The sequence below is a fragment of the Paenibacillus urinalis genome (genome assembly GCF_028747985.1).
Taxonomy (GTDB): Bacteria; Bacillota; Bacilli; order Paenibacillales; family Paenibacillaceae; genus Paenibacillus; species Paenibacillus urinalis.
The window spans coordinates 2,220,309-2,244,550 of record NZ_CP118108.1; the positions used below are offsets into that span (position 1 = coordinate 2,220,309).

A 24,242-nucleotide genomic window follows, 5' to 3' on the forward strand; every position below is an offset into this window, starting at 1 on the left:
GATGATGAATATACCCTATCGCCTATTCCGGAGAAAAAGAGTTAAGAGAGTCAATCGCTCCTTTCTGGGAAGCTTGTCGTTGTTTCTTGTCTTGGGAGTTGTAGGCGCCTTCATGGTGCTGCCGCTGGTGTATGCCATAAATGCCGCCTTCAAGCCATTGGATGAGATCTTTATTTTTCCGCCGACGTTGTTTGTCAAAAATCCAACGATGGATAATTTTGCAGATCTGATCAATTTGCTGGGTGCTTCATGGGTGCCGTTCACAAGGTACATTTTTAACACGGTATTTATTACCGGGATGGGGATCGTGGGTCACGTTCTGCTGGCTTCCGCTGCTGCTTACCCACTTGCCAAGCATCAATTTCCTGGAAACAAAATCATGTTCCAAATGATCGTACTGTCGTTGATGTTCACCCCTGCAGTTACGGCCATCCCAACCTATATGATCATGTCCTGGCTGGGGTGGGTGGACACGTACTGGGCTGTCATCATTCCGGCCTTTTCTTATCCGCTCGGACTATATCTGATGAAGCAGTTCATGGAGCAGATTCCGGACGCACTGATCGAAGCCGCGAAGATGGATGGGGCGAGTGAGTATCGAATCTTCTGGTCGGTTGTTATGCCGAATGTGAAGCCCGCTTGGCTCACACTTATCATTCTGCTGTTTCAGATCCTGTGGGGAACCGACGGTAATGGATTTATCTATAGTGAGAACCTGAAGACGCTGACCTCTGCGACAACGAATATTATTCAAGGGGGAATAGCGAGAGCCGGTGTTGGTGCAGCTGTTGCACTCATTATGATGAGTGTTCCGATTACGATCTTTGTCTTTTCTCAGAGCCGTATCATTGAAACCATGGCAACTTCCGGAATGAAGGAATAGGAGGGGATAAGAACTTGCATGCTTATAAGCGAAGGTTGAAGCGATATTGCATTGCCTTAATATCAGCAGCGCTGCTCTGTTCCGCTCCTTCAGCGGTAGCGGCCAAGGCTCCATACGAAAGCTATACCTATAATTATTATGAAGAAGCTGTACCGGCTCCCGATGCATTTCTGCCGGACAGAAGCATATCGGGAGTTGATCTCGGCATTGGAGGCTTCGTGTCTCCGCAGGACATCTTTGTAAGCAGTGAAGGCAAGATCTATATTGCGGATACAGGGAATCATCGCATTATCGTTCTAAATGAGGATTGGACAGTAGATCGAATCTTCTCCAATTACAGCATGGACGGAGCGGAGCAGACCTTTAATATGCCTAGTGGCATCACTGTGAATAAAGCAGGAGACCTATATATTGCAGATACGGAGAACAAGCGAATCGTTGTTTTGTCCCCAGAAGGAGAATGGATCAAAACGATTGAGAACCCACAGTCCGAGGTGCTCGGAGCCAGCTTCTCCTTCGTTCCGTTAAAGCTGGCGGTGGATGATGCCGGACGGGTATTTGTCACATCCCGGGGAGCGTACGAGGGGATTCTGCAGTTTGATGAGTCGGGTGAATTCATTGGTTACGTCGGAACGATACAGGTACGCCGCAATTTTGTTGACTATTTATGGCGTCTCATCGCTACCGATGCACAGAAGAATCAAATGGCATTATACATTCCGACAGAATTCTCCAATATTGATATGGGGGAGAAAGGTTTCGTATATGCAACGAATATTGATCCTGGCTCGAGCACCCCGATTAAGCGTCTGAATCCTTCAGGTGAGGATGTGCTCAAAAGGTATGGGTATTTTGATGTGAAAGGAGATATCCGATATCGGTCCATGGGAGTCAATGGAGGACCCTCCAAATTAGTAGATATCAAATATCAGGGAAGCGGCATGTATAGTGTGCTGGATTCTCTCAGAGGGCGTATCTTCACTTATGACCATGAAGGCAATCTGCTATATATTTACGGCGGAATAGGAACACAGGTCGGAACCTTTAGTACACCAGTCGCTATAGAGAAGCTGGGGAATCAGCATATTGTCCTTGATCAAGGAAAAGAAACCATCACACTCTTCTCTCCGACCAGCTACGGAATTGCCATTAGCGATGCGGTCACCGCGCATTACAACGGGGATGATGAGGCTTCAGTAGCCATGTGGAGAGAAGTGCTGAGATTGAATGCCAATTATGATATCGCTTACATCGGGATAGGGAAATCTCTTCTATATGCGAAGGAGAATAAAGAAGCGATGGAGCATTTCAAGCTGGGAATGGATCGTAAAAATTACTCGGTCGCTTTCAAGAGGTACAGGAAGGAAGTACTGCAGGAGCATTTCGGTACCTTATTGACGATCAGCACAACAGCCGTCATCGTTTTTGCCGGGTACAGATGGTCGAAATCCTGGCGTAAAAGGAGGAAAGAGCAGCATGAAGCAGGATTTTATTAAGTTTCCTCTCCATCTTATCATCCATCCTTTTGATGGGTATTGGGATCTAAAGTATGAGGGGAAAGGAAAGCTTAGAGTTGCAATCACCATACTATTTCTTCTATTTATAACCATGGTTATTCAGCGTCAATTTGCCGGATTCCTGGTCAATTTTAATGATCCTAGAACGTTGAACAGCCTGGCTGAGCTCCAGTATGTGGTGCTTCCTTTTATCCTGTGGTGTGTATCCAACTGGTCCATTACGACACTCATGGAAGGGGAAGGGAAGTTTAGCGAGATTGTTAACGCCACCGCTTATGCGCTCATCCCGATGATCCTGGTGTATTTGCCCATGACCTTGATCAGCCGATTTATGACGCAGGAGGAGACCGCTTTTTATTATTTGCTGAATACCGTTGCGGCGATCTGGTTCATCTACCTGCTGTTTGTGGGCATCATGACGGTGCATCAATACACAGCAACGAAGACGATTGTAACCATTCTGCTGACCATCGTTGTTATGGCGATTATCGTATTTCTGGGCACGCTGGTGATGAGTCTGGTCCAACAGATCATTGAATTTGTAATCAATATATACCGTGAGCTTATATTCCGATCTTAAGGAGGCGTAAGTCTGGTGTCATCTCGTAAATGGAAATATACAGCCGTGCTGGCTTGCGCACTCATGCTGGTCAGTATTCTCTGCTTCATCGTGCTTAGTGGAAGATTATCGGGGGTTAACCCTGGGTCATATGTGTCAGCATCCCCTGATCCTGGAGCAGAAGCCTTCACACCGCTTCAGGATTCGACGGAGGGTATAGCTGGAATGGCTCTTGCAGCCAAGAATGACAGCTTAAGCTTGTACATTAATGAAGATACGACCGTGATTGCAGTGAAGGATCATCGTTCAGGAGAGATCTGGTACAGTAATCCGCCGGAGATGGAAGAGGATGGTATCGCGACTGCCTTTGAAAAAGAATCCATCGCCTCACAGGTTACAGTCTCATTTCGCAATACACTGGGCGTTCTAGATACGTATACGAATTACAAGTACAGCATCTCCAATGGGCAGTTCGAATTACAAGGCATTAAGGACGGTGTCCGAATTGAATATACCCTTGGTGATGCAGAGCTTGGGATCGATGCACTCCCTAAATTCATTAGTAAACAAAGGCTGCAGGAAAAAGTACTGAGCAAACTGGATGAGGTGACAGCAAGCTATGTCGAGACCCGCTACCTGGTTCAGGATGCTAATCCTGAAGTTGTGGAAAGGGCGGATACGCAGGTTGAGCGGCCGCTCGTGCTTCGCAAGATGCTGGCCGCCTTCGAGCAGGCAGGATATACACCTGAAGATTTGGCATATGACAATGAAGAGAACGGGATCGGCGGGCCTGGCGGGACAGCGGATAAACCAAAGTTTCTTATTCCTGTGGAATACCGTTTGGAAGGGAATGCCCTCTCGGTAACTGTGCCGCTGTCTCAGCTTGAGGAGAGTGAAGGGCATCAGATTCAAACGCTGGACCTGTTAGGTTACTTCGGGGCAGCGATCTCCGGGCAGGATGGCTATATGCTCGTGCCTGATGGTTCAGGGAGCCTCATCCATTTTGATAACGGTAAAGTAAAAGAGCCGCAGTATGTCCAGCCGGTCTATGGACAGGACCCGAATGATAACAGCAGAACAAGAGCTCAAATTGCTGAACCCGCCCGATTACCGGTGTTTGGCTTGAAATCAGGGGATCGTGCATTCTTCGCCGTCATTGAGGAAGGGGAAGGGAATGCCAGCATTGCTGCCGATATCAGCGGCAAACAAAATTCCTTCAACCACGTGTTCAGCCGACATGCTGTGCGTGGAGATGATGAGCTGGAGCTGTACACAGGCAGTAAGGTTCAAGAAATCCAGCTGCTGTCGAGCGAAAAATATAATGGTGATATTCGTGTGAAATACAGCTTTTTGTCAGGTGACGGTGCAAGCTACTCTGGAATGGCTCAAGCTTATCAAACGAAGCTGGTAGAACAAGGTGTTCTTCAGCCTCTAGCCGCTCAAGAGGACATCCCATTCTATGTGGATATTGTGGGTGCGATTGATAAACAGCAATCCTTTCTGGGTGTACCTTATGATGCAACCGTACCGATGACTACTTTCAAGGAAGCACAAGGCATTGCAGCAGAATTGCAGGCACAGAGCATCTCAAATATTCAAATGCAGTATTTGGGATGGTTCGGAGCGGGGCTTGAGCACGAGCTTCCTGTCAAATTGAACACGTCTGAGTTAGGCAAAGACCGGGAGCTGACTGCTCTGCGGGAGCAGCTGAATCGTACGGGAGGTGAGCTGTATCCAGACGTAGCCTTTCAACAGGTCTATGACAATGGCAAAGGCTTTAATTCAGCAAGCGATGCTGCCCGCTTTATAACAAAAGAAGCCGCAGAGCTCTCACCTTATGACAGGTCGCTCAACCGGATGTCTCTTCTGCAGGATGAATATTATCTGCTGTCTCCTGCCAAGCTTCCGGATGTCACCGCTCAGTTTATGGAGCAGTACCGCAAGAAGGATATGCCATCCCTTGCGCTCCGTGATTTGGGAAGTATACTGCACTCCGATTATCGTAATAACAGCTTAATCTTTCGAAATACAGCGAGAGCGATAGTCGAAGAGCAAATCGGCCTATTGGCAGAAGAATATCCGAATCTGATGATCAGTGGAGGGAACGCCTATGCATTGCAATATGCCCAGCATCTTGTCAACATTCCGGAATCCTCCAGCCGATTTAATCTGACAGATGAATCGGTGCCTTTCTACCAGATGGTCATTCACGGATATATCGATTATGCAGGAGAACCGGTTAATCTGACGACCGCGGCCAATATGAGGCAACAGCTTCTGCACAGCCTGGAGCTAGGCTCAGCTCCACATTTTCTATGGACAGCGAACACTTCTTCAGAGCTGAAATACACCCGGTATGATTATATGTACTCAGCCCAGTACTCCAACTGGATAGAAGATGCCGTATCCATGTACGACGAAGTGAATCAGGTGCTGAGTCCGCTCCGGACCGAGAAAATGCAGGATCGGATTGTTCATCAGCCTGGTGTCGTTGAGGTGAAATACAGTAACGGAGCTTCCATATTGATTAATTATAATTCGGAGACTGTGGTGGCTCGCGGAGTCAGCATCCCAGCACAGGACTATGTAATAGGCGGTGACCCATCATGAGAACACGCCGTATAACCTTGTCTCAGAAGAGATCACTTCTCGGCATACTCTTCATTTCGCCATGGCTGCTCGGCTTTATCTTTCTATTTCTTACACCTATGATACAGTCGATTCGGTTCAGTCTTAGTGAGCTGACGGTGGTATCTCAAGGCTATGAGCTGGCGTATGTTGGCTGGAGCAACTTCAAAGAAGCACTGCTGATCGATGCAAATTACAACCGTATTCTGACGGAATCTGTATTGCAAATGATCGTTAATGTTCCGCTTATTCTGTTTTTCAGCCTGTTTTCGGCAGTGCTGCTCAATCAAAAGTTTAGAGGAAGAGGACTGGCGAGAGCGATCTTCTTCCTGCCTGTTATTCTGGCCTCGGGTGCAGTCGCATCTGCGGAAGCTTCAGGGCTAATTAACCTGATCGGTAATGCAACCGTGGCGGAAGAAACGGCGGGAGCCTCTTCTCAGTTCAATACACTATCCATGGTCCGTTTGTTGAATGAGGCGGGGGTTCCTCTTGTTATTACCGAGTATATTGTGGATGCCGTAATGAGAATCTACGAAATTATTCGCAGCTCGGGGGTACAGATCCTTATCTTCCTTGCTGCCCTGCAATCTGTGCCAAGCTCAATGTATGAAGTAGCCAAAATTGAAGGCGCAACAGGCTATGAATCCTTCTGGAAAATTACGTTCCCGATGGTCAGTCCCTTGATTTTGACGAATGTCATTTATACGGTGATCGATTCCTTCACAACAAGTCCAATTACACAAACGATCTACACGACGGCATTTCAGACGCAGAATTTTGGACTGAGCGCGTCGATGTCATGGATCTATACGGTCGTCGTTGGCCTATTGCTATTCTTGATTGGGTTCTTCATATCGAAGCGCGTTCATTACAATTAATTCCTCTAGTTAGGTGGTGAGGTATTCAATGCAGGAAATCAAAAGAATCGGACGCAGCGAAGCGGTCGTATTTCGAATGCAGCGTACAAAAAACAAAGTGATGAACGTGCTCTGGGACATTTTTCGTTATTTGCTCATTATCGGCATTTCCTTTGTCATCCTCTATCCCATCATGATGAAGGTATCTACGGCTTTTAAAGATAAAGTAGATATATATAATCCGACGATCTATATGATACCGGTGAACTTTACACTAGATAATATTAAGCTTGCAGCTGAGGTAATGAACTATTTCCCTCTGCTTGGGAGCACGCTGGTTTATGTGGTCGTAATCATGCTGCTGACGACATTATCCACGGCTCTTGCCGGTTACGGATTTGCCAGATTTGAGTTCCCGGGGAGTAAAATTTTGTTTGGAGCGGTGATTCTGACCATTCTGGTGCCTTCCAGCACACTAATGGTGCCGATGTATCTTCATTTCAGAAATTTCGACATCATGGGAATCATTACTTTGTTAACGGGTAGGGAAGGGGTTAATCTCCTCAATACGTACTGGCCATCGATGATTACGGCTGCAACTGCGACCGGACTCAAGGCAGGGCTGTTCATCTATATTTTTCGTCAATTCTTTAAGGGTCTGCCGAAGGAGATCGAAGAAGCGGCCTTGATTGATGGAGCAGGAGGAATCAAGACCTTTATCCGAATCATGCTGCCAAACGCCATTCCTCCGATGATCACTGTCATGCTGTTCTCATTTGTATGGACGTACAATGATACCTTCTATCCATCCTTGTTCATGAGCGACAGCAGTCTGATGTCGCTGAAGGTGGCTTCGCTTCCTTCGCAGGTCAATCTGATTATTCCACAGCTGATGGGATTGTCGGGGACAGACATTAAGGCGGATCCAAACCATGTAGCAATGATTGTGGATACCGGTATTCTGCTGGCGATTGCCCCACTGATCATTTTATATCTATTCGTACAGCGCTACTTTGTCGAAAGTGTGGAGCGTACGGGTGTAGTTGGTTAAGATCGTTAAGCGTCAGAACAACCCACCTATGCCGCTCATGTAATATTTCAGTCGCAACTCTGTATGTTGGCAGCCCCAGCTTATCTGATGTTTTCTTTTGTTATCTAAAAAATATCTTGTTAGGATAACAAAACAATTGAAGTGTTGTCGATTCCATGAGACAATAGGTTTCAGAAATGGATCTATTTTATAACTCATGACGAAGAGTACTATGAAATGGATTCGAATATAACACATTTGGAGGGTTCCTAAACCATGCATGAATCGAAGCTGCTGTTAAATGACTGGACATTTAAATCGTGTGAAGGAGAAGAATGGCTGCCAGCCGTCGTTCCGGGATGTGTTCATACGGATCTGCTGCGAAATGGCCAGATTCCTGACCCGTTCTATGGCACAAATGAAAAGCTTGTTCAATGGATTGATAAAAAAGATTGGGAATATAAAACGCTGTTTGATATACCGAATGAACTGCTAGAGAAGGAGCATATCGAGCTCGTGTTCAACGGACTTGATACATATGCGGAAGTGTTTATTAATGATAACCATGTATTGTCCGCAGACAATATGTTCCGCACTTGGGAAGCAGATATTAAGCCTTACGCCAAATCAGAAGGTAATAAACTGAGAATCGTATTCCGATCTCCGATCAATGAGGATTTGCCGAAGCTTGAAGCACTGGGATATCCACTGCCAGCTTCTAATGATCAGTCAGAGGTAGGAGAGCTGGGCAATAAGAGGGTTAGTATTTTTGCTAGAAAAGCGCCTTATCACTATGGCTGGGACTGGGGCCCGAGATTTGTAACGAGCGGCATATGGCGCGAGGTTGAGCTGAGAGCCTGGACGGGTGTACGGGTAGCAGACCTGTACATTCACCAGCACGAAGTGACGAAGGAAGCCGCTGCTCTGACAGCCATTGTGGAGATCAAGGCAGATCAGCCAGGAGACAGAGTCATTCGCATTGCTACAGAGCAAGGTGAGTGGAGTGAGAAGGTATCGCTGGTACCTGGACTTCAGAAAGTGGAAATTGCACTGAATATTAACAATCCTAAATTATGGTGGTCCAGAGGTCTTGGGGAAGCTCACTTGTACACGTTTACCGCTCAGGTGCTGGATCAGGATGCAGGAACAGCACTAGCTGAAGCTTCTGTCAAAACGGGGCTGCGCAGCATTCGTCTCGTCCGTGATAAGGATGAATACGGCAGATCCTTCTATTTTGAGCTCAATGGGATTCCGGTGTTTGCTAAAGGGGCTAACCATATTCCTAACGACAGCTTCGTTACCGAGGTAACCCGTGAGCGCTACAGACATGAGATTGAATCTGCAGCAGCTTCCAATATGAACATGCTTCGTGTATGGGGCGGCGGTATTTATGAGCAGGACGTATTCTATGAGCTATGTGATGAATATGGAATCCTGGTATGGCAGGACTTTATGTTTGCCTGCAGTATGTACCCGGGTGATGAAGCATTCCTTACGAGTGTTCGTCATGAAGCGATCGACAATGTCAAACGTTTACGCAATCATCCAAGTATCGCACTCTGGTGCGGTAATAACGAGATTGACTCGGCTTGGGCGCACTACAATGAAGATGCTGGCTGGGGCTGGAAAAAGGATTATACGCACGAGCAGCGTGAGAAAATCTGGGCCGATTATGAAGCTGTCTTCCATAAACTGCTTCCAGAAGTATTGTCAGAACTCGTTCCAGGTACAGATTATTGGCCATCATCACCGATTGTTTCGGTTACCAACGATATTAACCAGCATGCTTCTACGAGCTCAATCGAAGGGGATGTCCATTATTGGGGAGTATGGCATAACACGGAGCCTTTCGAGAATTACAATATCAAATTGGGCCGTTTCATGAGCGAATACGGATTCCAATCCTTCCCTGAGCACAAATCTGTTCTTCGTTATGCAACAGAGTCGGATCTTGAGCTGACTTCCGAAGTGATGCGCGCTCATCAGAAGAATGGGGATGGAAACCGCCTCATTAAAGAATATATGGATATGTATATGACGGAGCCGAAGGATTTTCCTTCCTTCCTCTATATGAGCCAGGTGCTCCAAGCGGATGCAATGAAGATGGCCATTGAGGCACACCGCAGAAACAGACCATTTGTTATGGGAACTTTATATTGGCAAATGAATGATACATGGCCTGTCGCTTCTTGGGCAGGAATGGACTATTACGGCAACTGGAAAGCACTGCAATATTACGCTAAACGCAGCTTTGCCGACGAAATGATCTCCATTGACGGAACCAAGGATAACCAAGTTGACTTCTACTTGCTGTCTGATCTGCTCCGTCCAATAGAAGGTGAACTGCAAATTCGAGTTGTCGATTTTGACGGTACGATTCATCATACCGAGACACATGCGGTTAGTAATCCGGGGAATACCACGAATCTTGTTCTGTCTCTCTCACTTGCGGAGCTGCTTCAAGGTCATGATCCGGAACGTACAACGGCCGTTGCTGAGCTGTTGGTTAACGGTCAAGTCGTTGATGTACAGCGTCACTATTTTGCTCCGTTCAAGGATTTGAAGCTGGGCGCTGCCGAAGTGAAGATAACTGAAGTCGAAGGCTCGAGTGGAACTCGCTTTGTCTTGGAATCCAATATGCTGGCGAAGCAGGTATGGGTGGATAGTGAAGCGGAAGGGGTATTCAGTGATAATTTCTTCGATTTGCTTCCAGGTGAAGTCAAAGAAATATCGTTTGCTTCCCGTACTTATGGAGATCAAGCGTTTGCAGCGGCATCACCAGGTAAAGTGGTCGTTCGCTCCATGTCAGATTTCATTAAAGCCACTCATTTATTGAATAAATAAGGTACAGATAATTTAATTGCAGTCCATTTGTTATTAATGAAGGCCATTCCTAAAGACATGTAAGTATCATGCATAGGGATGGCTTCTTCTATCGAATAAAAGATCAGGAGGGCGAAAAGTGCGTAATTCGAATCGTAAAATTCTTGTTAATCAGATCGGCTACCCCTTGAGGGGGAACAAGCTCGTTATACTGAGAGGAAGCAGCGCTGTATTTCACATTCGGGATACAGTGACTTCAGAGATTGTTTACTCTGCTCATGCACAGGATGGAGTGGAGGATCTGTGCTCGGGTGATCATTTATTTCAAGGTGATTTTTCATCATTTGAAGAGCCTGGACAATACAGGATTGAAGATGAGGAAGGGAATAAATCTGCTCCATTTATGATATCCGAACAGCCTTATAATGAGGTTCATGCCGGACTATTGAAGGCCTTCTATTATTTGCGCTGTGGTGAAGACTTGGACGAAGAGTATGCGGGAGTGTGGAAGCATAAGGCATGTCATACTTCTCCGGGCTATGTTCATACGAATCCAGATCAGCGGCTTGACGGCAATGGAGGCTGGCACGATGCAGGCGATTACGGGAAATATGTTGTAGCAGGAGCAAAAGCGCTGGCCGATCTGATGCTTAGCTGGGAATTGTATCCGGAAGCCTTTGATTATTCCATTCCTCTGCCCGAATCGAATGACATACTGCCTGATGTGCTGCATGAATGCAGGGTAGAGCTGGACTTCTTGCTTAAGATGCAGGATACGGTCACCGGCGGGTCCTATCACAAGCTCACAACCAAGCAATTTCCCGGGCTTGATGTCATGCCGGAGGAGGACGAGGACGATCTTGTATTTGCCCCCATTTCTGCGACGGCAACAGCGGCCAGCTGTGCAGTGATGGCTGCAGCTGCAAGAATATACGATACCTATGATCCAGAGTTTGCTGGCAGATGTCTCACATCAGCCAAACGTTCCTGGACTTGGCTTGAGGCACATCCGGATGAGCCAGGATTTAAAAACCCCCCGGATATTTACACGGGTGAATATGGGGATGGGTGTGATCTCGATGAGCGGTATTGGGCTGCGACCGAGCTGTATTTTTCCACCGGTGAATCGGTATACCATGATGCGGTCAAAGGGTACGTGCAGGGGGATTTCCCTAAATGTGAATTGGGCTGGGCGGATATGGGCGGATATGGAACCGTTCGATATTTGCTGGCAGATGAGCAAGAGAAAGATACTGCCCTATACACTGACCTCAAGGGCCATCTCATGAATGAAGCAGATCGCTTGCTGGAGATCGCGAAGCAAGATGGCTATGGTATCTCCCTTATGGAAGACGATTATATCTGGGGGAGTAATATGGTTGTCATGAACAGAGCGATGCTACTTCTCTTGTCTCATAAATTATGTGGAAATGTGGAGTACGAACAGGCTGCACTTGGTCATGTTCATTATATATTAGGACTTAACGTACTTGATCTGTCTTATGTAACAGGGTTTGGAGAGCGTTCCGTTATGCATCCTCATCATCGGCCATCCGTAGGTGATGGTGTAGATGCACCAGTACCAGGCATGCTGGCTGGTGGACCAAACAAACATTTAAACGATGAATGCATGAGAGCTCATCTTCAAGGCAAGCCTGCTGCTGCTTGCTATATCGACGATGAGGATAGTTATGCGGGGAACGAAATCACGATTTACTGGAACTCACCAGCTGTATTTGTCTTCTCACATTGGAATTACGCTTAAGTTCATTTCTAATGGATTGAAGCAGGGTTTAGTCTGTTTTCAGCGAAAATATGGAGTTGGAAACAGACAAAGGAGCGTGCTGACGATATGAATGAACAATTACAGCTGTTATTGGATCTGCCAAAGCGTCAGATTATATTGAGTTTACAGCCTGAGCCTTATCAGCAAATCAAAGAAGGTAAGAAAACCATTGAATTTCGCCGGAGGTTTATCAAAGAGCCAGCAGCGGCATTTGTATATGTGTCCTCTCCTATAAAACAAATCAAAGCTTTTATTGAATTTGGAATGCCGATTCAAGAGGATATCGAGACACTCGTATCCATTGCAGAAGAACATGAGCGAGGGTCAGGGGTGGAGCTTCGTGCATATTTCAGCGGCGTGTCTTATGGATATGCCATTCCCATCCTGTCATGCACCGAATTTGCACCCATATCGCTCGAGCTGCTTAAGGGCGGCTATGCGTTTAATCCTCCTCAATCCTATATGAATCTGTCCGTTAATCCACGACTTGAACAGGCCTTATTGAAGAAAATCATGACTTAATCAAGGAGTCCATTACTCGGACTCCTTACCGGCCACATCTCTATAAGGAGGTGATCAGCGTAACGAAAATGTAAACGCTTAAGTTGCTTAATGGATAGGATTGATTGTTATGTGACAGAAAGCATCACCATTTGGAAGGAGGATCAAGCAATGCGTGGTAAGAATAGCTGGGCAGTATTTCTTTGTATTTTGCTGATTAGCAGTATGATACCTTCTAATATGAAGAAAATGGAGGCGGCTCCCATTATATTTGAAGCGGAGAATGGAGTATTAACAGGTGTTGATGTAATGACGCAATTTCAAGGCTATTCCGGTACCGGGTATGTAGGGGGATTTGATGCGCAGAACGATAAGCTGAGTATACAAGTGAGTGTACCGTATACAGGTCTTTACAATCTAGGTATTGGTTATCAGGCACCACACGGAACGAAGAATACGAGTCTTGTCTTGGGAGGAATATCACAAGGCGAGATCACACTTCATGAAACAACGAATTTCGGTGAAGTGGATGCAGGTAAAATTATGTTGCAGGCAGGTACAACAGAGATCAGCTTCATTAGTAATTGGGGCTGGTATTATATCGACTATGTGCGGCTGGAGAGAGCTCCGGATCCTCCTCCGCATCAAATCAATGCAGCACTTGTTAATCCAGATGCCAGCAGTGAGGCTGAATCGCTCTATAATTATTTGAAATCAGAGTATGGACAGCATATTCTGTCAGGACAGCAAACGCTGGCCGACGCGAATTGGATCCATAGCACACTTGGCAAGAAGCCGGCTGTACTAGGTCTTGATCTGATGGATTATTCACCTTCCAGAACAGAGCGGGGAACGGTATCCTCGGATATTGAGCATGCGATCGAGTGGGATGCCGGTGGCGGTATCGTAACCTTTGCGTGGCATTGGAATGCGCCAAAAGATCTGATCGATCAACCTGGAAAGGAGTGGTGGAGAGGCTTCTATACGGAAGCAACTACTTTTGATATTGAATATGCCATGTCACACCCAGATTCCCAGGATTACCAGCTGCTCATTCGTGATATGGATGCGATTGCTGTACAGCTCAAAAGACTGCAGCAGGAAAATATACCGGTACTGTGGAGACCGCTGCATGAGGCGGAAGGAGGATGGTTCTGGTGGGGCGCCAAGGGTCCGGAGCCTGCCAAAGAGCTGTACCGGCTGATGTATGACCGATTCACGAATTTCCATGGGCTCGATAATCTGATATGGGTATGGAATTCGGAGAATGCGGCCTGGTATCCAGGAGATCAATATGTAGATATCATCAGTGTTGACAGCTATCCAGGTGCTGGAAATTATGGACCGGTAAGCAGCCGTTATGAGAATCTGAAGACACTGGTGAACGATCAGAAGATCATTGCATTGACTGAGAATGGGCCTATTCCCGATCCGGATCTGCTGCAGGCCTATCATGCGGATTGGAGCTGGTTCGTGACTTGGTCTGGAGAGTTCATACGAGATGGTATTCAGAATAGTACACAGCATTTGACAAAGGTGTATAACAGTCCATATGTAATCACACTGGATGAACTGCCAGATTGGAAAAATGATTACTAGTTCGGCTCAAACAGCGAGAAAAATCACAAAACCATGGATAAAAAGTGTATTTTCGTTACAAAATGATGAACTTTACCGTTTCTATCCTGGCCGTAATTATGGTAACCTTAGGTATAGGATTTTTGTAAGCCCTCTCATTATTTTTGGCAAACGGTTTCATTTCAAAGTAGAGGAGATGCGATATATGCCTAAGACACCCTTATTTATCGTGACAGGCGCAAGCTGTGTGGGGAAATCATCGGTTGTTCCTTATCTTCGAGGTTTACTTCCTGAGTTTGTAGTTCTTGACCTGCATCCGGATGAGAGCTTGGATTCTTCTATCTCATTAGGACCTGTGCTGCAAATGGCTCATCAAATTTCAATGAGTGATCGTGGCACGGTGCTTGTTGGCACCCTGACCCCGGAAGATGTTATTGAGAGTGGATACAGAGAACTGTTCAGCCAGGTTTATTTTATGAATCTGCATTGCAGTGATGAAGTGAGAGACCATAGACTTAGGGATCGTGGAGCGACGCCGGAGATAATATGGAGCAACACGAGACTCGCACATCGGCTGCTCGACAGTGACAATTTCTCGTTCAGTCCTCCCATATCAACAATAGACATTACCGCTTACTCTCCCGAAGAAGCTGGCAAGCTGATTCGCAAGTGGGTAAGAAATTACTGGAGCTCACGTTATCCGTTAGAAATTCGCGCATACACTTAATAAAGAGAAGCAAACGGTAGCGATTCGCTATCGTTTGTTTTTTTAGTATAGCAACCCTATTAAAAAAGGCATATAATCTATAATAATGACAGCTTCTGTACAGCTTTAAATTCTGATTGTGAGGTTGATTATGTCAATGATTCTTGAGAGACTTGATTCAGAGAAAACACTCGAGCAATGGAAAAAAGCTTTTGAGCGCCACAAAATCGTACGTGCTGACTCATTCTATGAACAATGTCTGCATGAGAACAAAATCGGCCTTAGGGTCACACTTCTTGTGTACCTGGACGAGCAAATCCTTGCTGGCTGTGCACATTTGAAGTTTGAATCAGACTATTTGTATTTTAGAGCACAAGGTATACCGGAAATTAATGATGTGAACATTTTTCCTGAATTCCGGAGAAGAGGGATCGGTAATCAGCTGATCGAAGAATTTGAAAGTATTGCTGCCTATAACTCCTATGACAGTATTGGAATTGGTATGGGGCTTTACAAGGACTTTGGTGCTGCTCAGCGCATCTATTGCAAGAGAGGTTATATTCCAGATGGCAATGGTCTGATGAATCATAATCGGGAAGTGGCTCTAGGTGACCAGGTAGAGGTCAATGATGATCTACTGCTCTATTTCGTAAAAGAATTGGGTAATGCTGCTCCTAAATGATAGAATTGAATTACATAATTGTCAGGACCGTATTAGCAGTTTAGGTTACGGTCTTTTTTATTTTATCAGTAATCCGAAGGACTCGTTGCGAAATATATCACCGAATTCGCTTTCTGAGGAGGATAAAGATGTATTTAAAAAGCGTTCTACTGCTTCAGGACAAAATCCAGAACAGAGAAGCGTATCCTTTTTCGATACCTTCCATTCATAGTATGGAGGAAATTCAATTTCGTAAGCCAGTCTCATTTTTTGTGGGTGAAAATGGTTCTGGTAAATCAACGCTGCTTGAAGCCATTGCTTATCAATGCGGATTTCATACAGCTGGAGGAGGGAGAAACAATCTGTATGATGTTGAAGCCTCGGAATCTGCCTTAGGTGACTACATTAGACTGTCCTGGATGCCCAAAATTACGAAGGGATTCTTCCTGCGGGCAGAGTCCTTCTATCAATTTGCCTCCCACATCGATTCTGATCCTGAGCACTTGCCATATTATGGAGGTAAATCACTGCATCATCAGTCTCATGGGGAATCCTTCCTCAGCTTATTTGTTCATCGATTCGGAAGCCAGAGGGCTGTATATTTGCTGGATGAGCCCGAGGCTGCTTTGTCTCCAACTAGACAGCTGTCATTGCTTAGATTGATCTATGACTTAAGAGAGCATGCTCAGTTCATCATTGCAACGCATTCACCGATATTGCTGGGATATCCAGATGCTGATATTTTCAGCTTTGATCAAACGCCGATTCGTCCGATTGCATATGAAGATACGGAGCATTATCAGGTGACAAGAAGATTTTTGGAGAATAAAAAACAGATATTGAATGAGTTGTTCAGTGATGATTAGAGGGGGGGACTACATATGGAGAATATACAGATCAGAGAGGTACAGGTACAAGATGCCGAGCAGCTGCTCAGGCTGAATCAGGAGCTGGACCGGGAGACAAAGTTTATGCTGTATGAACCGGGGGAAAGAAATGCAACGATCGAATCCCAGACGAAGCGAATTAAGGGGATGCTGGAATCAGGGCACTCTACATTGCTATTAGCTGTGAATGCAGAAGGTAATGTGATCGGGCAGCTGGGTATCATTGGCTCTGAGCTGCAGCGCAAGAAGCACGTTGTGTACATGATCATTGGCATATTACAGCACTATACCGGCCAAGGTGTCGGTGCGAGGCTGTTTCGGGCGATGGAGGAATGGTGCAGGCTGCGCAGGATTCACCGGATTGAGCTGACGGTGATGGCTCATAATGAAGCTGCGATCGCCTTGTATCACAAGATGGGATTTGAAATGGAGGGCAAGAAGCGTCATTCATTGATCGTGGATGGACAGTATGTAGATGAATTGTATATGGCCAAAATGGTCTGATACTGGTAATCTATCATCTTCCAGATATGGAAGCTATAATAGAATGTACAGCCTCGGTATAAGAAAGAGGCAGTTCTACTTATTAAATAGGAAGGGAAGTGGCTGATCCAATGAATAATAAAGAACGTTTCTCAGATCGGGTCGATTCTTATGTGAAATATCGTCCAAGCTATCCGGTAGAAGCCATCGATTACATGTATGGAACAATAGGAATGAAGCCGGCAAGTACGATTGCCGATATCGGTGCAGGGACAGGGATTATGTCAGAGCTGCTGCTGGCTAGAGGGAGTACAGTGATTGCGGTCGAGCCAAACATGGAAATGCGGCTGGCAGCTGAAGCGAGGCTCTCGGGCAACGCTCAATTCAGAGTGCAGTCAAGCCCTGCGGAAGAGACGGGCCTGCAAGATCAGTCGGTTGATTATATCGTTTGTGCCCAGTCATTTCATTGGTTTGATCAGCGCTTGGCCAAAGAGGAGTTTAAGCGGATTCTGAAGCCGGAAGGGAAGGCAGTTCTGATATGGAATTCAAGACTTACCGAAGGTACGCCTTTCCTGGTCAAATATGATGAGCTGCTTCATACCTATGGAACGGATTACAATGAAGTAAAACATACTAATATTACTTCGGACATGCTGCGTTCCTTTTTTAAGAATGGAGAGCTGCATGAGGCGGAATTCCCTAATCGGCAAATCTTTGACTATGAAGGGTTAAGCGGCAGATTACAATCTTCTTCCTACAGCCCACCGCCAGACCACCCTAATTATGAGCCTATGATGAACGAGCTGCGGAAACTGTTTGATTCCTATCAACAGGAAGGACAAGTGTATTTTGAATATACGACACAAATCTTCTGGGGAGAAGTATAGGGGGGCAAATATAGATATCGGATATTGAGAGTCTATGAGAAATGCGGCTTTCGTCAAGTGAAGCTTCTTCCAAATCACGAATGGCACGAAGGTTCCTACAGGGACTGCTGGCTTATTGAATACACAAGTAAATGACTTGAGTAGAAACACCTTTTCGTGTGGAGGGCAATCTTATGGACAATGGTTATTACATCGGATGGGGAACGCTCGCCCTCATTAATGCAGGCCTGGCACAAGGCAAGAATCGAAGTGGTTTGAATTGGTTCTTGCTCTCATTGTTACTAGGACCGCTTGCGACGCTGATTATTGTCGTATGGAGTAAGAAATAAGACATGGCTATACGATATATTCTATAGATCAGGGGGAATAATATCAGTGAGTTCAGGTAGAACGGAGTTATATATGGTAAGGCACGCGGAATCCCCGTTTATCTTTGGAGAAGAGCGTACAAGAGGCTTGTCTGACAAAGGAGCTGCACATGCACAGGAGCTGGCTCATATATTTGCTTCCATACCGGTGCACCTGGTTATATCCAGTCCTTACACTCGTGCCGTTGAGACGGTTAATCCTATTGCGAAATCCAAGGGTTTAGAGGTCGTACTCCATGAGGAGCTTAAGGAAAGAAGGATAGAAGGACCAGATCATAGATCAGACTGGGAAGTGCTGGAGAGAGCGATAAAAGCTTCGTTTGAAGATCTGGATTATGCACTTGACGGTGGAGAATCTACTCGGCAAATGCAGCAACGTGCAATCCCGATCATTGAACGAATACTAGAGGAATATTCAGAGAAGAGTATTATTCTCGGTACACATGGCAATATCATGGTGGCAATCATGAATTATTATGATTCACAGTATGGTTATGATTTCTGGGCAGGAACCTCGAAGCCGGACATCTATCGGTTAGAATTTGAAAGCAAACGGCTTGTTCAGGTAGAGTGCTTATGGGAGAAAGTAACAGGATGATACGAGACAAGTGGACAGAGTGAGAATCGTTATGGTGTTTGCAATACCTTTGATGTAATACATATCATTTCTGAATACGTACGAAGGAGAGTTCTGAAGTGAATTCAATCGTTTCCTATTGTTTGGCCAAAAAGGCTGCCAAGGAGGACTATCCGTTCGGGGCGGATACCCTTGTGGCCAAAATTGAGGGGAAAATGTTTGCCTTGATTTCCCTGAATAAGGATAAGGAACCGCTCAGCATATCACTCAAATGCGATCCGCTCATAGCCGTGAATCTGCGTGAACAGCATCAGGCGGTCGTGCCGGGTTATCATCTTAACAAAAAGCACTGGAACACGGTATATCTGGGGCAAGACCTTAGAGTAGAGGATATTCGGCCGATGATCGATCATTCCTACGACTTGGTATTCAAGGGCTTGACGAAGAAGCAGCGTGAATCAATCCAATGTCGGTTGGGTAATTAATTTTCATAGATTAGACAAGCGATCTGGCTCTGGCGGGAGTTCTTGCATGAAGGCAAGCCTGCTTGGAGCCTTTTTTAATGTAATAGCCTTAATTTGACGAAAATTGAATGTTTTTGATAGAAAATGATTGTTTTTATTCAGATATGTGGTACTATAGAATCAGTCAGGAGGAAGAAAAGATGCTGACAGAAGAACGATATCGGATGATTTTAGAACGCTTACAGCAGCGTGGAGTGGTTAAACTTCAGGAGCTGGTTGAATTACTCCAGGCTTCTGAATCCACGATTCGAAGAGACTTGGTGGATTTAGAGGCGAAGAACCTGCTCAAAAGAGTTCATGGAGGGGCTTCACTTGTAAGTCATAAGAGCATCGAGCTTGGCATGGATGAGAAAACGTTCAAAAACGTTCAAGAAAAGACAGCAGCAGCGATCTTAGCGGCCAAACAGCTCCATGATGGTGAATGTATTTATCTGGATGCGGGCACGACCACGCTTGCCATGATTCCTTATATTGAAGCACAGGATATTACCGTTGTTACCAACGGACTCTCCCACGTAGAAGCGCTGGTAAGTAAAAAGATACGCAGCTATTTGCTCGGTGGCATGATGAAACCGCATACGAAGGCGGTCATTGGCAGCATAGCACTTCAAAATATGGATAACTTCCGCTTCGACAAGAGCTTCCTGGGTACCAATGGATTGGATATGGCGATGGGCTATACGACTCCGGATCCGGAAGAGGCATTAATTAAACGCAGGGCCCATCAGTTATCTGGACAGACCTACGTGCTGGCAGATTCCAGTAAGTTTGGGGAAATCGCTTTTGCCAAGCTGTTTAATCTGGAAGAAGCGACGTTAATAACAGACAGGGTTCCTGGCGAATATAGGAAATGGCTTGGACCGAAATTTAAAGCAATTGAGGGATTAAAATGATATATACGGTAACACTCAATCCATCCATCGATTACATCGTGGAAGTTGAACAGCTGGAGCTTGGCAGCTTGAACCGAATGAAGCGGGATTTAAAGCTCCCTGGTGGAAAAGGAATCAATGTATCCAGGGTGCTTAACCAGCTGAATGCAGAACATGCAGCGCTTGGTTTTATTGGCGGATTTACGGGGAATTTTATAGACGCCTATCTGAACAAGGAAGGAATTAGATCGGATTTTGTTTTCATTCAGGATGATACACGAATTAACGTCAAATTGAAGCATGACCAGGAGACCGAGATCAATGGTCTTGGTCCTGTAGTCACAGAGGAAGAGGCGGTGGCTCTGCTTCAGAAGCTTAATCAGCTTGCAGAAGGAGATATTCTGGTGCTGTCAGGCAGTATTCCTCCTTCACTTGGCGGTGATTTCTATCTTCGATTAATCAAAGCCTGCCAGAAAGCAGGGGCTGAATTTGTCATCGATACGACAGGTGAGGCCTTGCTCGAAGCTTTGTACTATAAACCGCTGCTGGTGAAACCGAATCATCACGAATTAGCTGAGTTGTTTGGAGTTACGATCGAGTCTCAGGACGATCTCATTACCTATGGCAGGAAGCTGCTGGATGAAGGCGCACAGCACGTCATTATTTCTATGGCTGGTGAAGGAGCACTGTTGATTACAAGTGAGGCCGTTTATCACGCCACGGTTCCTGCGGGAACCGTAAGAAATTCAGTCGGTGCCGGAGATTCGATGATTGCTGGCTTTGTCGGAACGCTTACTCAAACAAAAGACCCGTTAGAGGCATTTCGTGCAGGTGTAGCTTCAGGCAGTGCAACGGCATTTTCAGACGATCTTGCTCAGCGAAAAGAAATTGATAAATTGATTCCTGAAGTCCAAATCACCAAATTATAAATACAAAAGTAAGACCTAATAGGCGTGAAAATGCACGCCTGATCATTCAGGGGAGTTGTTAGACATGAGAATTACGGATTTGATGATTGAAGAAACGATGATCATGAATTTGAAATCCACTTCGAAGGATGGCGCAATGGATGAATTGATAGCTAGTCTCGCTAGCAGCGGGCGTATCAATGATCCTGTTCTATTCAAAGAAATGATATATAAACGTGAGGCAGAATCCAGCACAGGAATCGGCGGCGGGATCGCAATGCCTCATGCGAAGACTGCAGCTGTGAATGAGCCAACTGTTGTATTTGCAAAAAGCGAAGCCGGTGTCGATTTTGAATCATTAGACGGTGAGCCTGCACATGTGTTCTTCATGATTGCGGCACCGGAAGGAGCAGGAAGTACACATCTTCGTACGCTCGCTGCCCTTTCCCGGCTATTGATTGACAACGTTTTCATTGAACGATTGCTGCAAACAAAGACACCGAATGAGGTAACCGCTCTATTCAATGAGAAGCAGGCTGAGGAAGCGGAGGGTTCGGAGAAGTCGGAGCATAAGACGAACTCGGCGGACTCATCGACAAATGAGACTCTGAAACCAGCAGACCAAGCTGAAGAAATTCCATTTGTTGTTGCAGTAACCGCTTGCCCTACGGGAATTGCCCACACCTTTATGGCTGAAGATGCACTCAAGAAGAAGGCTCAAGAGATGGGCGTTCAAATCCGGGTGGAAACCAACGGATCTGAAGGAGCGAGTAATGTCTTGACCGAAGATGAAATCCGCCGGGCGAAGGGAATTATCGTGGCGGCAGATAAAAATGTCGAGATGGCACGATTTGCAGGTAAACCGGTATTGCAGCGTCCTGTCAGCGATGGTATTCGTAAATCGGAAGAGCTGATATCCAAAGCTGTAAAAGGAGATGCCCCGATCTACCAGGCAGAAGGTGGAGCCGCTTCACCAGCTGCGGATGAGAAGAAAAGTGTCGGCAGTACCTTGTATAAGAACTTAATGAACGGTATATCTCATATGCTTCCGTTTGTTGTCGGCGGCGGGATTCTGCTCGCCATTTCGTTCCTCATTGAACAAGTGGCTGGTGAGGATAACCCAATCTTCCAGCTGCTGCAAACGATAGGCGGCGGTGAAGGTGCGTTTCATTTTCTGATTCCTATTTTGGCGGGATTCATTGCAATGAGTATTGCTGATCGTCCGGCACTTATGCCGGGTATGGTAGGTGGTTTAATGGCGGTTAATGCCAATGCAGGATTTCTCGGCGGACTTGCAGCCGGATTTCTGGCAGGTTACGTTGTCATTGGACTTCGCCGGGTGTTTAAGCATTTGCCCAAAGCCATTGACGGATTAAAAGCCATTCTGCTATATCCAGTGTTCGGACTGCTGATTACCGGCTCACTGATGTTCTATATTTTGTCACCCATTTTCAGCTGGATCAATACGGGGTTAATTGATGTACTTAACAATCTGGGTACAGGGAATATGGTTCTGCTCGGAATCATTCTCGGCGGTATGATGTCAATTGATATGGGCGGACCGTTTAACAAAGCTGCATACACATTTGCAATTGGCGTGTTTACGTCAAGCGGAAATGAGAACGGGCTGATGATGGCAGCTGTTATGGCGGGAGGTATGGTTCCTCCATTAGCAATAGCATTAGCAACAACCTTCTTTAAGAATAAGTTTACGGAAGAGGAGCGCAAATCCGGGATTACGAATTATGTACTAGGCTTATCCTTTATTACAGAAGGGGCCATTCCATTTGCAGCGGCTGATCCGCTCCGGGTATTGACCTCGTGTATCGTTGGATCGGCAGTCGCCGGAGGACTGACTCAATTGTGGGCGATTAACCTGCCTGCTCCCCATGGAGGAATCTTCGTCGCTGCACTTGCGAGCAATGCCTTGATGTTCTTGCTGGCAGTTGTGATTGGTGCTGTTATTTCCGGAATCATCTTGGGATTATGGAAGAAACCTTTAAAAGTTTAGTAAATTAAATCAGTTTGAATTGCCGTCTCTGAACGAAAGTGCAGAGGCGGTTTTTTATGTCAGTAGAGTGTTCAATTTTGAACAAAATCATCATTTCAATGATAATTAAAACATTTTTTGTTTAAATATACACATTTCTATGTACAAATTTTATTCATTTATGTAGAATGATAGAAGATATAACCATTATATGGATAGAACGGAGGTGTAGGATGGAAATCGTGCTTAAAAATTTTTTTCAGGCCTTAGCCAAGAATCCAACAGCTAATCAGATGGCGAAGAAGTATGGTTTAAGATTTGGAGCAAGTCGGTTTGTTGCGGGAATTACGATTCATGATGCCGTTCAGTCTGTAAGAAGCTTGAATCGTGATGGACGTGTTGCTACGTTGGATCATTTAGGAGAATTTATCTCGACGAGGGAAGAAGCGCTTGAATCAGCCAAGATGTGTATAGAGACTTTGGAAGCCATTGCAGACAGTGGTATTAAGTCCAACTTGTCTTTAAAAATGACCTCACTTGGACTTGATATTGACAAGCAGCTATGCATGGATAACATGAATCAAATTCTCGAATGCGCACAGCGTTATAACAATTTTGTACGGATTGACATGGAGGATTATGCTCACTGCGAGGTATCTATCGACATCTACCGAGATCTCCGGAAGAAATTTGATAATGTAGGAATTGTACTCCAGGCTTATTTGTATCGAACGGAGCAAGATGTGGAGGACCTCAATCCATATGATGCCAATTTAAGACTGGTGAAGGGGGCCTATAAAGAGTCGCCCAAGGTGGCTTATCCTAACAAGAAGGATGTTGACGACAACTATAAGAAGCTTATTTCCCAGCATCTTTCGAATGGAAATTATACTGCTGTTGCAACTCATGATGAGGCCATCATTCAGTATGTGAAAGAAGAGGCGGCACAGAAGGGCTATGCCCTTGATCGATTTGAATTTCAGATGTTATACGGGATTGCTGAGGACTTACAGAAGAGTTTGGTCAAGGAAGGGTATAAGGTTCGTGTATATGTACCTTACGGACGAGACTGGTTTGGCTACAATATGAGACGATTGGCAGAGCGGCCAGCAAATGTGTGGTTTGTACTCAAAAATTTATTCAAGTAAATTAATGTTCATAACACCCTGGCCCTAGGATGTTTCAATCAAGAGTTGTAGATCGGAAAAGGTTTAATA

At 45.6% G+C, this 24,242-nt stretch carries 22 protein-coding genes and 1 pseudogene; all 23 read left to right on the forward strand.

The features are described from left to right. Positions 1–4: 4 nt before the first annotated feature. Positions 5–883, forward strand: a complete 879-nt coding sequence (locus tag PUW25_RS10355) for a carbohydrate ABC transporter permease (RefSeq protein WP_076312497.1) — start codon at positions 5–7, stop codon at positions 881–883. Between the two features lie 14 nt (positions 884–897). Beyond that, the gene (locus tag PUW25_RS10360) at positions 898–2,379 is read left to right on the forward strand and encodes an NHL repeat-containing protein (protein WP_274336979.1); all 1,482 of its coding nucleotides are present in this window, start codon (positions 898–900) and stop codon (positions 2,377–2,379) included. Beyond that, positions 2,360–2,980: a Yip1 family protein gene (locus PUW25_RS10365; RefSeq protein WP_047909581.1), complete on the forward strand. Its 621-nt coding sequence runs from the start codon at positions 2,360–2,362 to the stop codon at positions 2,978–2,980. The genes PUW25_RS10360 and PUW25_RS10365 overlap by 20 nt, the downstream gene beginning before the upstream one ends. A 15-nt stretch (positions 2,981–2,995) precedes the next feature. Next, positions 2,996–5,569 carry a DUF5696 domain-containing protein gene (locus PUW25_RS10370; RefSeq protein ID WP_152557572.1) on the forward strand — a complete coding sequence of 858 codons (2,574 nt, stop codon included), beginning with the start codon at positions 2,996–2,998 and terminating at the stop codon, positions 5,567–5,569. Then, positions 5,566–6,465, forward strand: coding sequence for a carbohydrate ABC transporter permease (locus PUW25_RS10375; RefSeq protein WP_047909580.1), 900 nt, complete (start codon positions 5,566–5,568; stop codon positions 6,463–6,465). The genes PUW25_RS10370 and PUW25_RS10375 overlap by 4 nt, the downstream gene beginning before the upstream one ends. 28 nt (positions 6,466–6,493) lie before the next feature. Next, complete coding sequence (locus tag PUW25_RS10380) at positions 6,494–7,495, forward strand: carbohydrate ABC transporter permease (protein WP_047909579.1); 1,002 nt, start codon at positions 6,494–6,496, stop codon at positions 7,493–7,495. A gap of 255 nt (positions 7,496–7,750) precedes the next feature. Continuing rightward, a complete protein-coding gene (locus PUW25_RS10385; RefSeq protein WP_047909578.1) occupies positions 7,751–10,318 on the forward strand; it encodes a beta-mannosidase in 2,568 nt (855 codons plus the stop codon). A gap of 118 nt (positions 10,319–10,436) precedes the next feature. Further along, the gene (locus PUW25_RS10390; RefSeq protein WP_047909577.1) at positions 10,437–12,062 is read left to right on the forward strand and encodes a glycoside hydrolase family 9 protein; all 1,626 of its coding nucleotides are present in this window, start codon (positions 10,437–10,439) and stop codon (positions 12,060–12,062) included. An 87-nt stretch (positions 12,063–12,149) separates the two neighbouring features. Beyond that, the gene (locus tag PUW25_RS10395; protein WP_047909576.1) at positions 12,150–12,605 is read left to right on the forward strand and encodes a hypothetical protein; all 456 of its coding nucleotides are present in this window, start codon (positions 12,150–12,152) and stop codon (positions 12,603–12,605) included. A 150-nt stretch (positions 12,606–12,755) separates the two neighbouring features. Further along, the gene (locus PUW25_RS10400) at positions 12,756–14,183 is read left to right on the forward strand and encodes a glycosyl hydrolase (RefSeq protein WP_052511623.1); all 1,428 of its coding nucleotides are present in this window, start codon (positions 12,756–12,758) and stop codon (positions 14,181–14,183) included. Positions 14,184–14,367: 184 nt separating this feature from the next. Beyond that, entirely contained in the window at positions 14,368–14,889 is a 522-nt protein-coding gene (locus tag PUW25_RS10405; protein WP_047909575.1) for a DEAD/DEAH box helicase family protein, read from the forward strand. 130 nt (positions 14,890–15,019) lie between these two features. Then, on the forward strand, positions 15,020–15,550 hold the full coding sequence (locus PUW25_RS10410) for a GNAT family N-acetyltransferase (protein WP_047909574.1): 531 nt from the start codon (positions 15,020–15,022) through the stop codon (positions 15,548–15,550). A 128-nt stretch (positions 15,551–15,678) separates the two neighbouring features. Next, complete coding sequence (locus PUW25_RS10415; RefSeq protein ID WP_047909573.1) at positions 15,679–16,395, forward strand: AAA family ATPase; 717 nt, start codon at positions 15,679–15,681, stop codon at positions 16,393–16,395. Between the two features lie 15 nt (positions 16,396–16,410). Further along, the gene (locus PUW25_RS10420) at positions 16,411–16,920 is read left to right on the forward strand and encodes a GNAT family N-acetyltransferase (RefSeq protein ID WP_047909572.1); all 510 of its coding nucleotides are present in this window, start codon (positions 16,411–16,413) and stop codon (positions 16,918–16,920) included. Positions 16,921–17,030: 110 nt separating this feature from the next. Beyond that, positions 17,031–17,786, forward strand: coding sequence for a class I SAM-dependent methyltransferase (locus PUW25_RS10425; protein WP_274336980.1), 756 nt, complete (start codon positions 17,031–17,033; stop codon positions 17,784–17,786). 18 nt (positions 17,787–17,804) lie between these two features. Continuing rightward, positions 17,805–17,921: pseudogene (locus PUW25_RS10430) on the forward strand (GNAT family N-acetyltransferase); the annotation flags it as partial. Between the two features lie 38 nt (positions 17,922–17,959). Further along, positions 17,960–18,115: a hypothetical protein gene (locus PUW25_RS10435; RefSeq protein WP_193745963.1), complete on the forward strand. Its 156-nt coding sequence runs from the start codon at positions 17,960–17,962 to the stop codon at positions 18,113–18,115. Positions 18,116–18,161: 46 nt separating this feature from the next. After that, a complete protein-coding gene (locus PUW25_RS10440) occupies positions 18,162–18,752 on the forward strand; it encodes a histidine phosphatase family protein (protein WP_238546250.1) in 591 nt (196 codons plus the stop codon). Positions 18,753–18,850: 98 nt separating this feature from the next. Further along, on the forward strand, positions 18,851–19,216 hold the full coding sequence (locus PUW25_RS10445; protein ID WP_047909571.1) for an MmcQ/YjbR family DNA-binding protein: 366 nt from the start codon (positions 18,851–18,853) through the stop codon (positions 19,214–19,216). A gap of 179 nt (positions 19,217–19,395) precedes the next feature. After that, complete coding sequence (locus tag PUW25_RS10450; RefSeq protein WP_047909570.1) at positions 19,396–20,148, forward strand: DeoR/GlpR family DNA-binding transcription regulator; 753 nt, start codon at positions 19,396–19,398, stop codon at positions 20,146–20,148. Continuing rightward, the gene (pfkB, locus tag PUW25_RS10455) at positions 20,145–21,056 is read left to right on the forward strand and encodes a 1-phosphofructokinase (RefSeq protein WP_047909569.1); all 912 of its coding nucleotides are present in this window, start codon (positions 20,145–20,147) and stop codon (positions 21,054–21,056) included. Before PUW25_RS10450 ends, pfkB begins: the two co-directional genes overlap by 4 nt. Before the next feature lie 64 nt (positions 21,057–21,120). Beyond that, positions 21,121–23,046, forward strand: a complete 1,926-nt coding sequence (locus tag PUW25_RS10460) for a PTS fructose transporter subunit IIABC (protein ID WP_047909568.1) — start codon at positions 21,121–21,123, stop codon at positions 23,044–23,046. A 212-nt stretch (positions 23,047–23,258) separates the two neighbouring features. After that, positions 23,259–24,173 carry a proline dehydrogenase family protein gene (locus tag PUW25_RS10465; protein WP_047909567.1) on the forward strand — a complete coding sequence of 305 codons (915 nt, stop codon included), beginning with the start codon at positions 23,259–23,261 and terminating at the stop codon, positions 24,171–24,173. Positions 24,174–24,242 lie beyond the last annotated feature (69 nt).

What these genes read in the sequence shown, in the direction of transcription:
- PUW25_RS10400 (WP_052511623.1), top strand. Translation starts at nt 12,756, where the DNA reads ATGCGTGGTAAGAATAGCTGGGCAGTATTTCTTTGTATTTTGCTGATT.
- PUW25_RS10375 (WP_047909580.1), top strand. Translation starts at nt 5,566, where the DNA reads ATGAGAACACGCCGTATAACCTTGTCTCAGAAGAGATCACTTCTCGGC.
- PUW25_RS10410 (WP_047909574.1), top strand. Translation starts at nt 15,020, where the DNA reads ATGTCAATGATTCTTGAGAGACTTGATTCAGAGAAAACACTCGAGCAA.
- PUW25_RS10415 (WP_047909573.1), top strand. Translation starts at nt 15,679, where the DNA reads ATGTATTTAAAAAGCGTTCTACTGCTTCAGGACAAAATCCAGAACAGA.
- PUW25_RS10460 (WP_047909568.1), top strand. Translation starts at nt 21,121, where the DNA reads ATGAGAATTACGGATTTGATGATTGAAGAAACGATGATCATGAATTTG.
- PUW25_RS10425 (WP_274336980.1), top strand. Translation starts at nt 17,031, where the DNA reads ATGAATAATAAAGAACGTTTCTCAGATCGGGTCGATTCTTATGTGAAA.
- PUW25_RS10450 (WP_047909570.1), top strand. Translation starts at nt 19,396, where the DNA reads ATGCTGACAGAAGAACGATATCGGATGATTTTAGAACGCTTACAGCAG.
- PUW25_RS10395 (WP_047909576.1), top strand. Translation starts at nt 12,150, where the DNA reads ATGAATGAACAATTACAGCTGTTATTGGATCTGCCAAAGCGTCAGATT.
- PUW25_RS10365 (WP_047909581.1), top strand. Translation starts at nt 2,360, where the DNA reads ATGAAGCAGGATTTTATTAAGTTTCCTCTCCATCTTATCATCCATCCT.
- pfkB (WP_047909569.1), top strand. Translation starts at nt 20,145, where the DNA reads ATGATATATACGGTAACACTCAATCCATCCATCGATTACATCGTGGAA.
- PUW25_RS10380 (WP_047909579.1), top strand. Translation starts at nt 6,494, where the DNA reads ATGCAGGAAATCAAAAGAATCGGACGCAGCGAAGCGGTCGTATTTCGA.
- PUW25_RS10405 (WP_047909575.1), top strand. Translation starts at nt 14,368, where the DNA reads ATGCCTAAGACACCCTTATTTATCGTGACAGGCGCAAGCTGTGTGGGG.
- PUW25_RS10420 (WP_047909572.1), top strand. Translation starts at nt 16,411, where the DNA reads ATGGAGAATATACAGATCAGAGAGGTACAGGTACAAGATGCCGAGCAG.
- PUW25_RS10465 (WP_047909567.1), top strand. Translation starts at nt 23,259, where the DNA reads ATGGAAATCGTGCTTAAAAATTTTTTTCAGGCCTTAGCCAAGAATCCA.
- PUW25_RS10435 (WP_193745963.1), top strand. Translation starts at nt 17,960, where the DNA reads ATGGACAATGGTTATTACATCGGATGGGGAACGCTCGCCCTCATTAAT.
- PUW25_RS10355 (WP_076312497.1), top strand. Translation starts at nt 5, where the DNA reads ATGAATATACCCTATCGCCTATTCCGGAGAAAAAGAGTTAAGAGAGTC.
- PUW25_RS10385 (WP_047909578.1), top strand. Translation starts at nt 7,751, where the DNA reads ATGCATGAATCGAAGCTGCTGTTAAATGACTGGACATTTAAATCGTGT.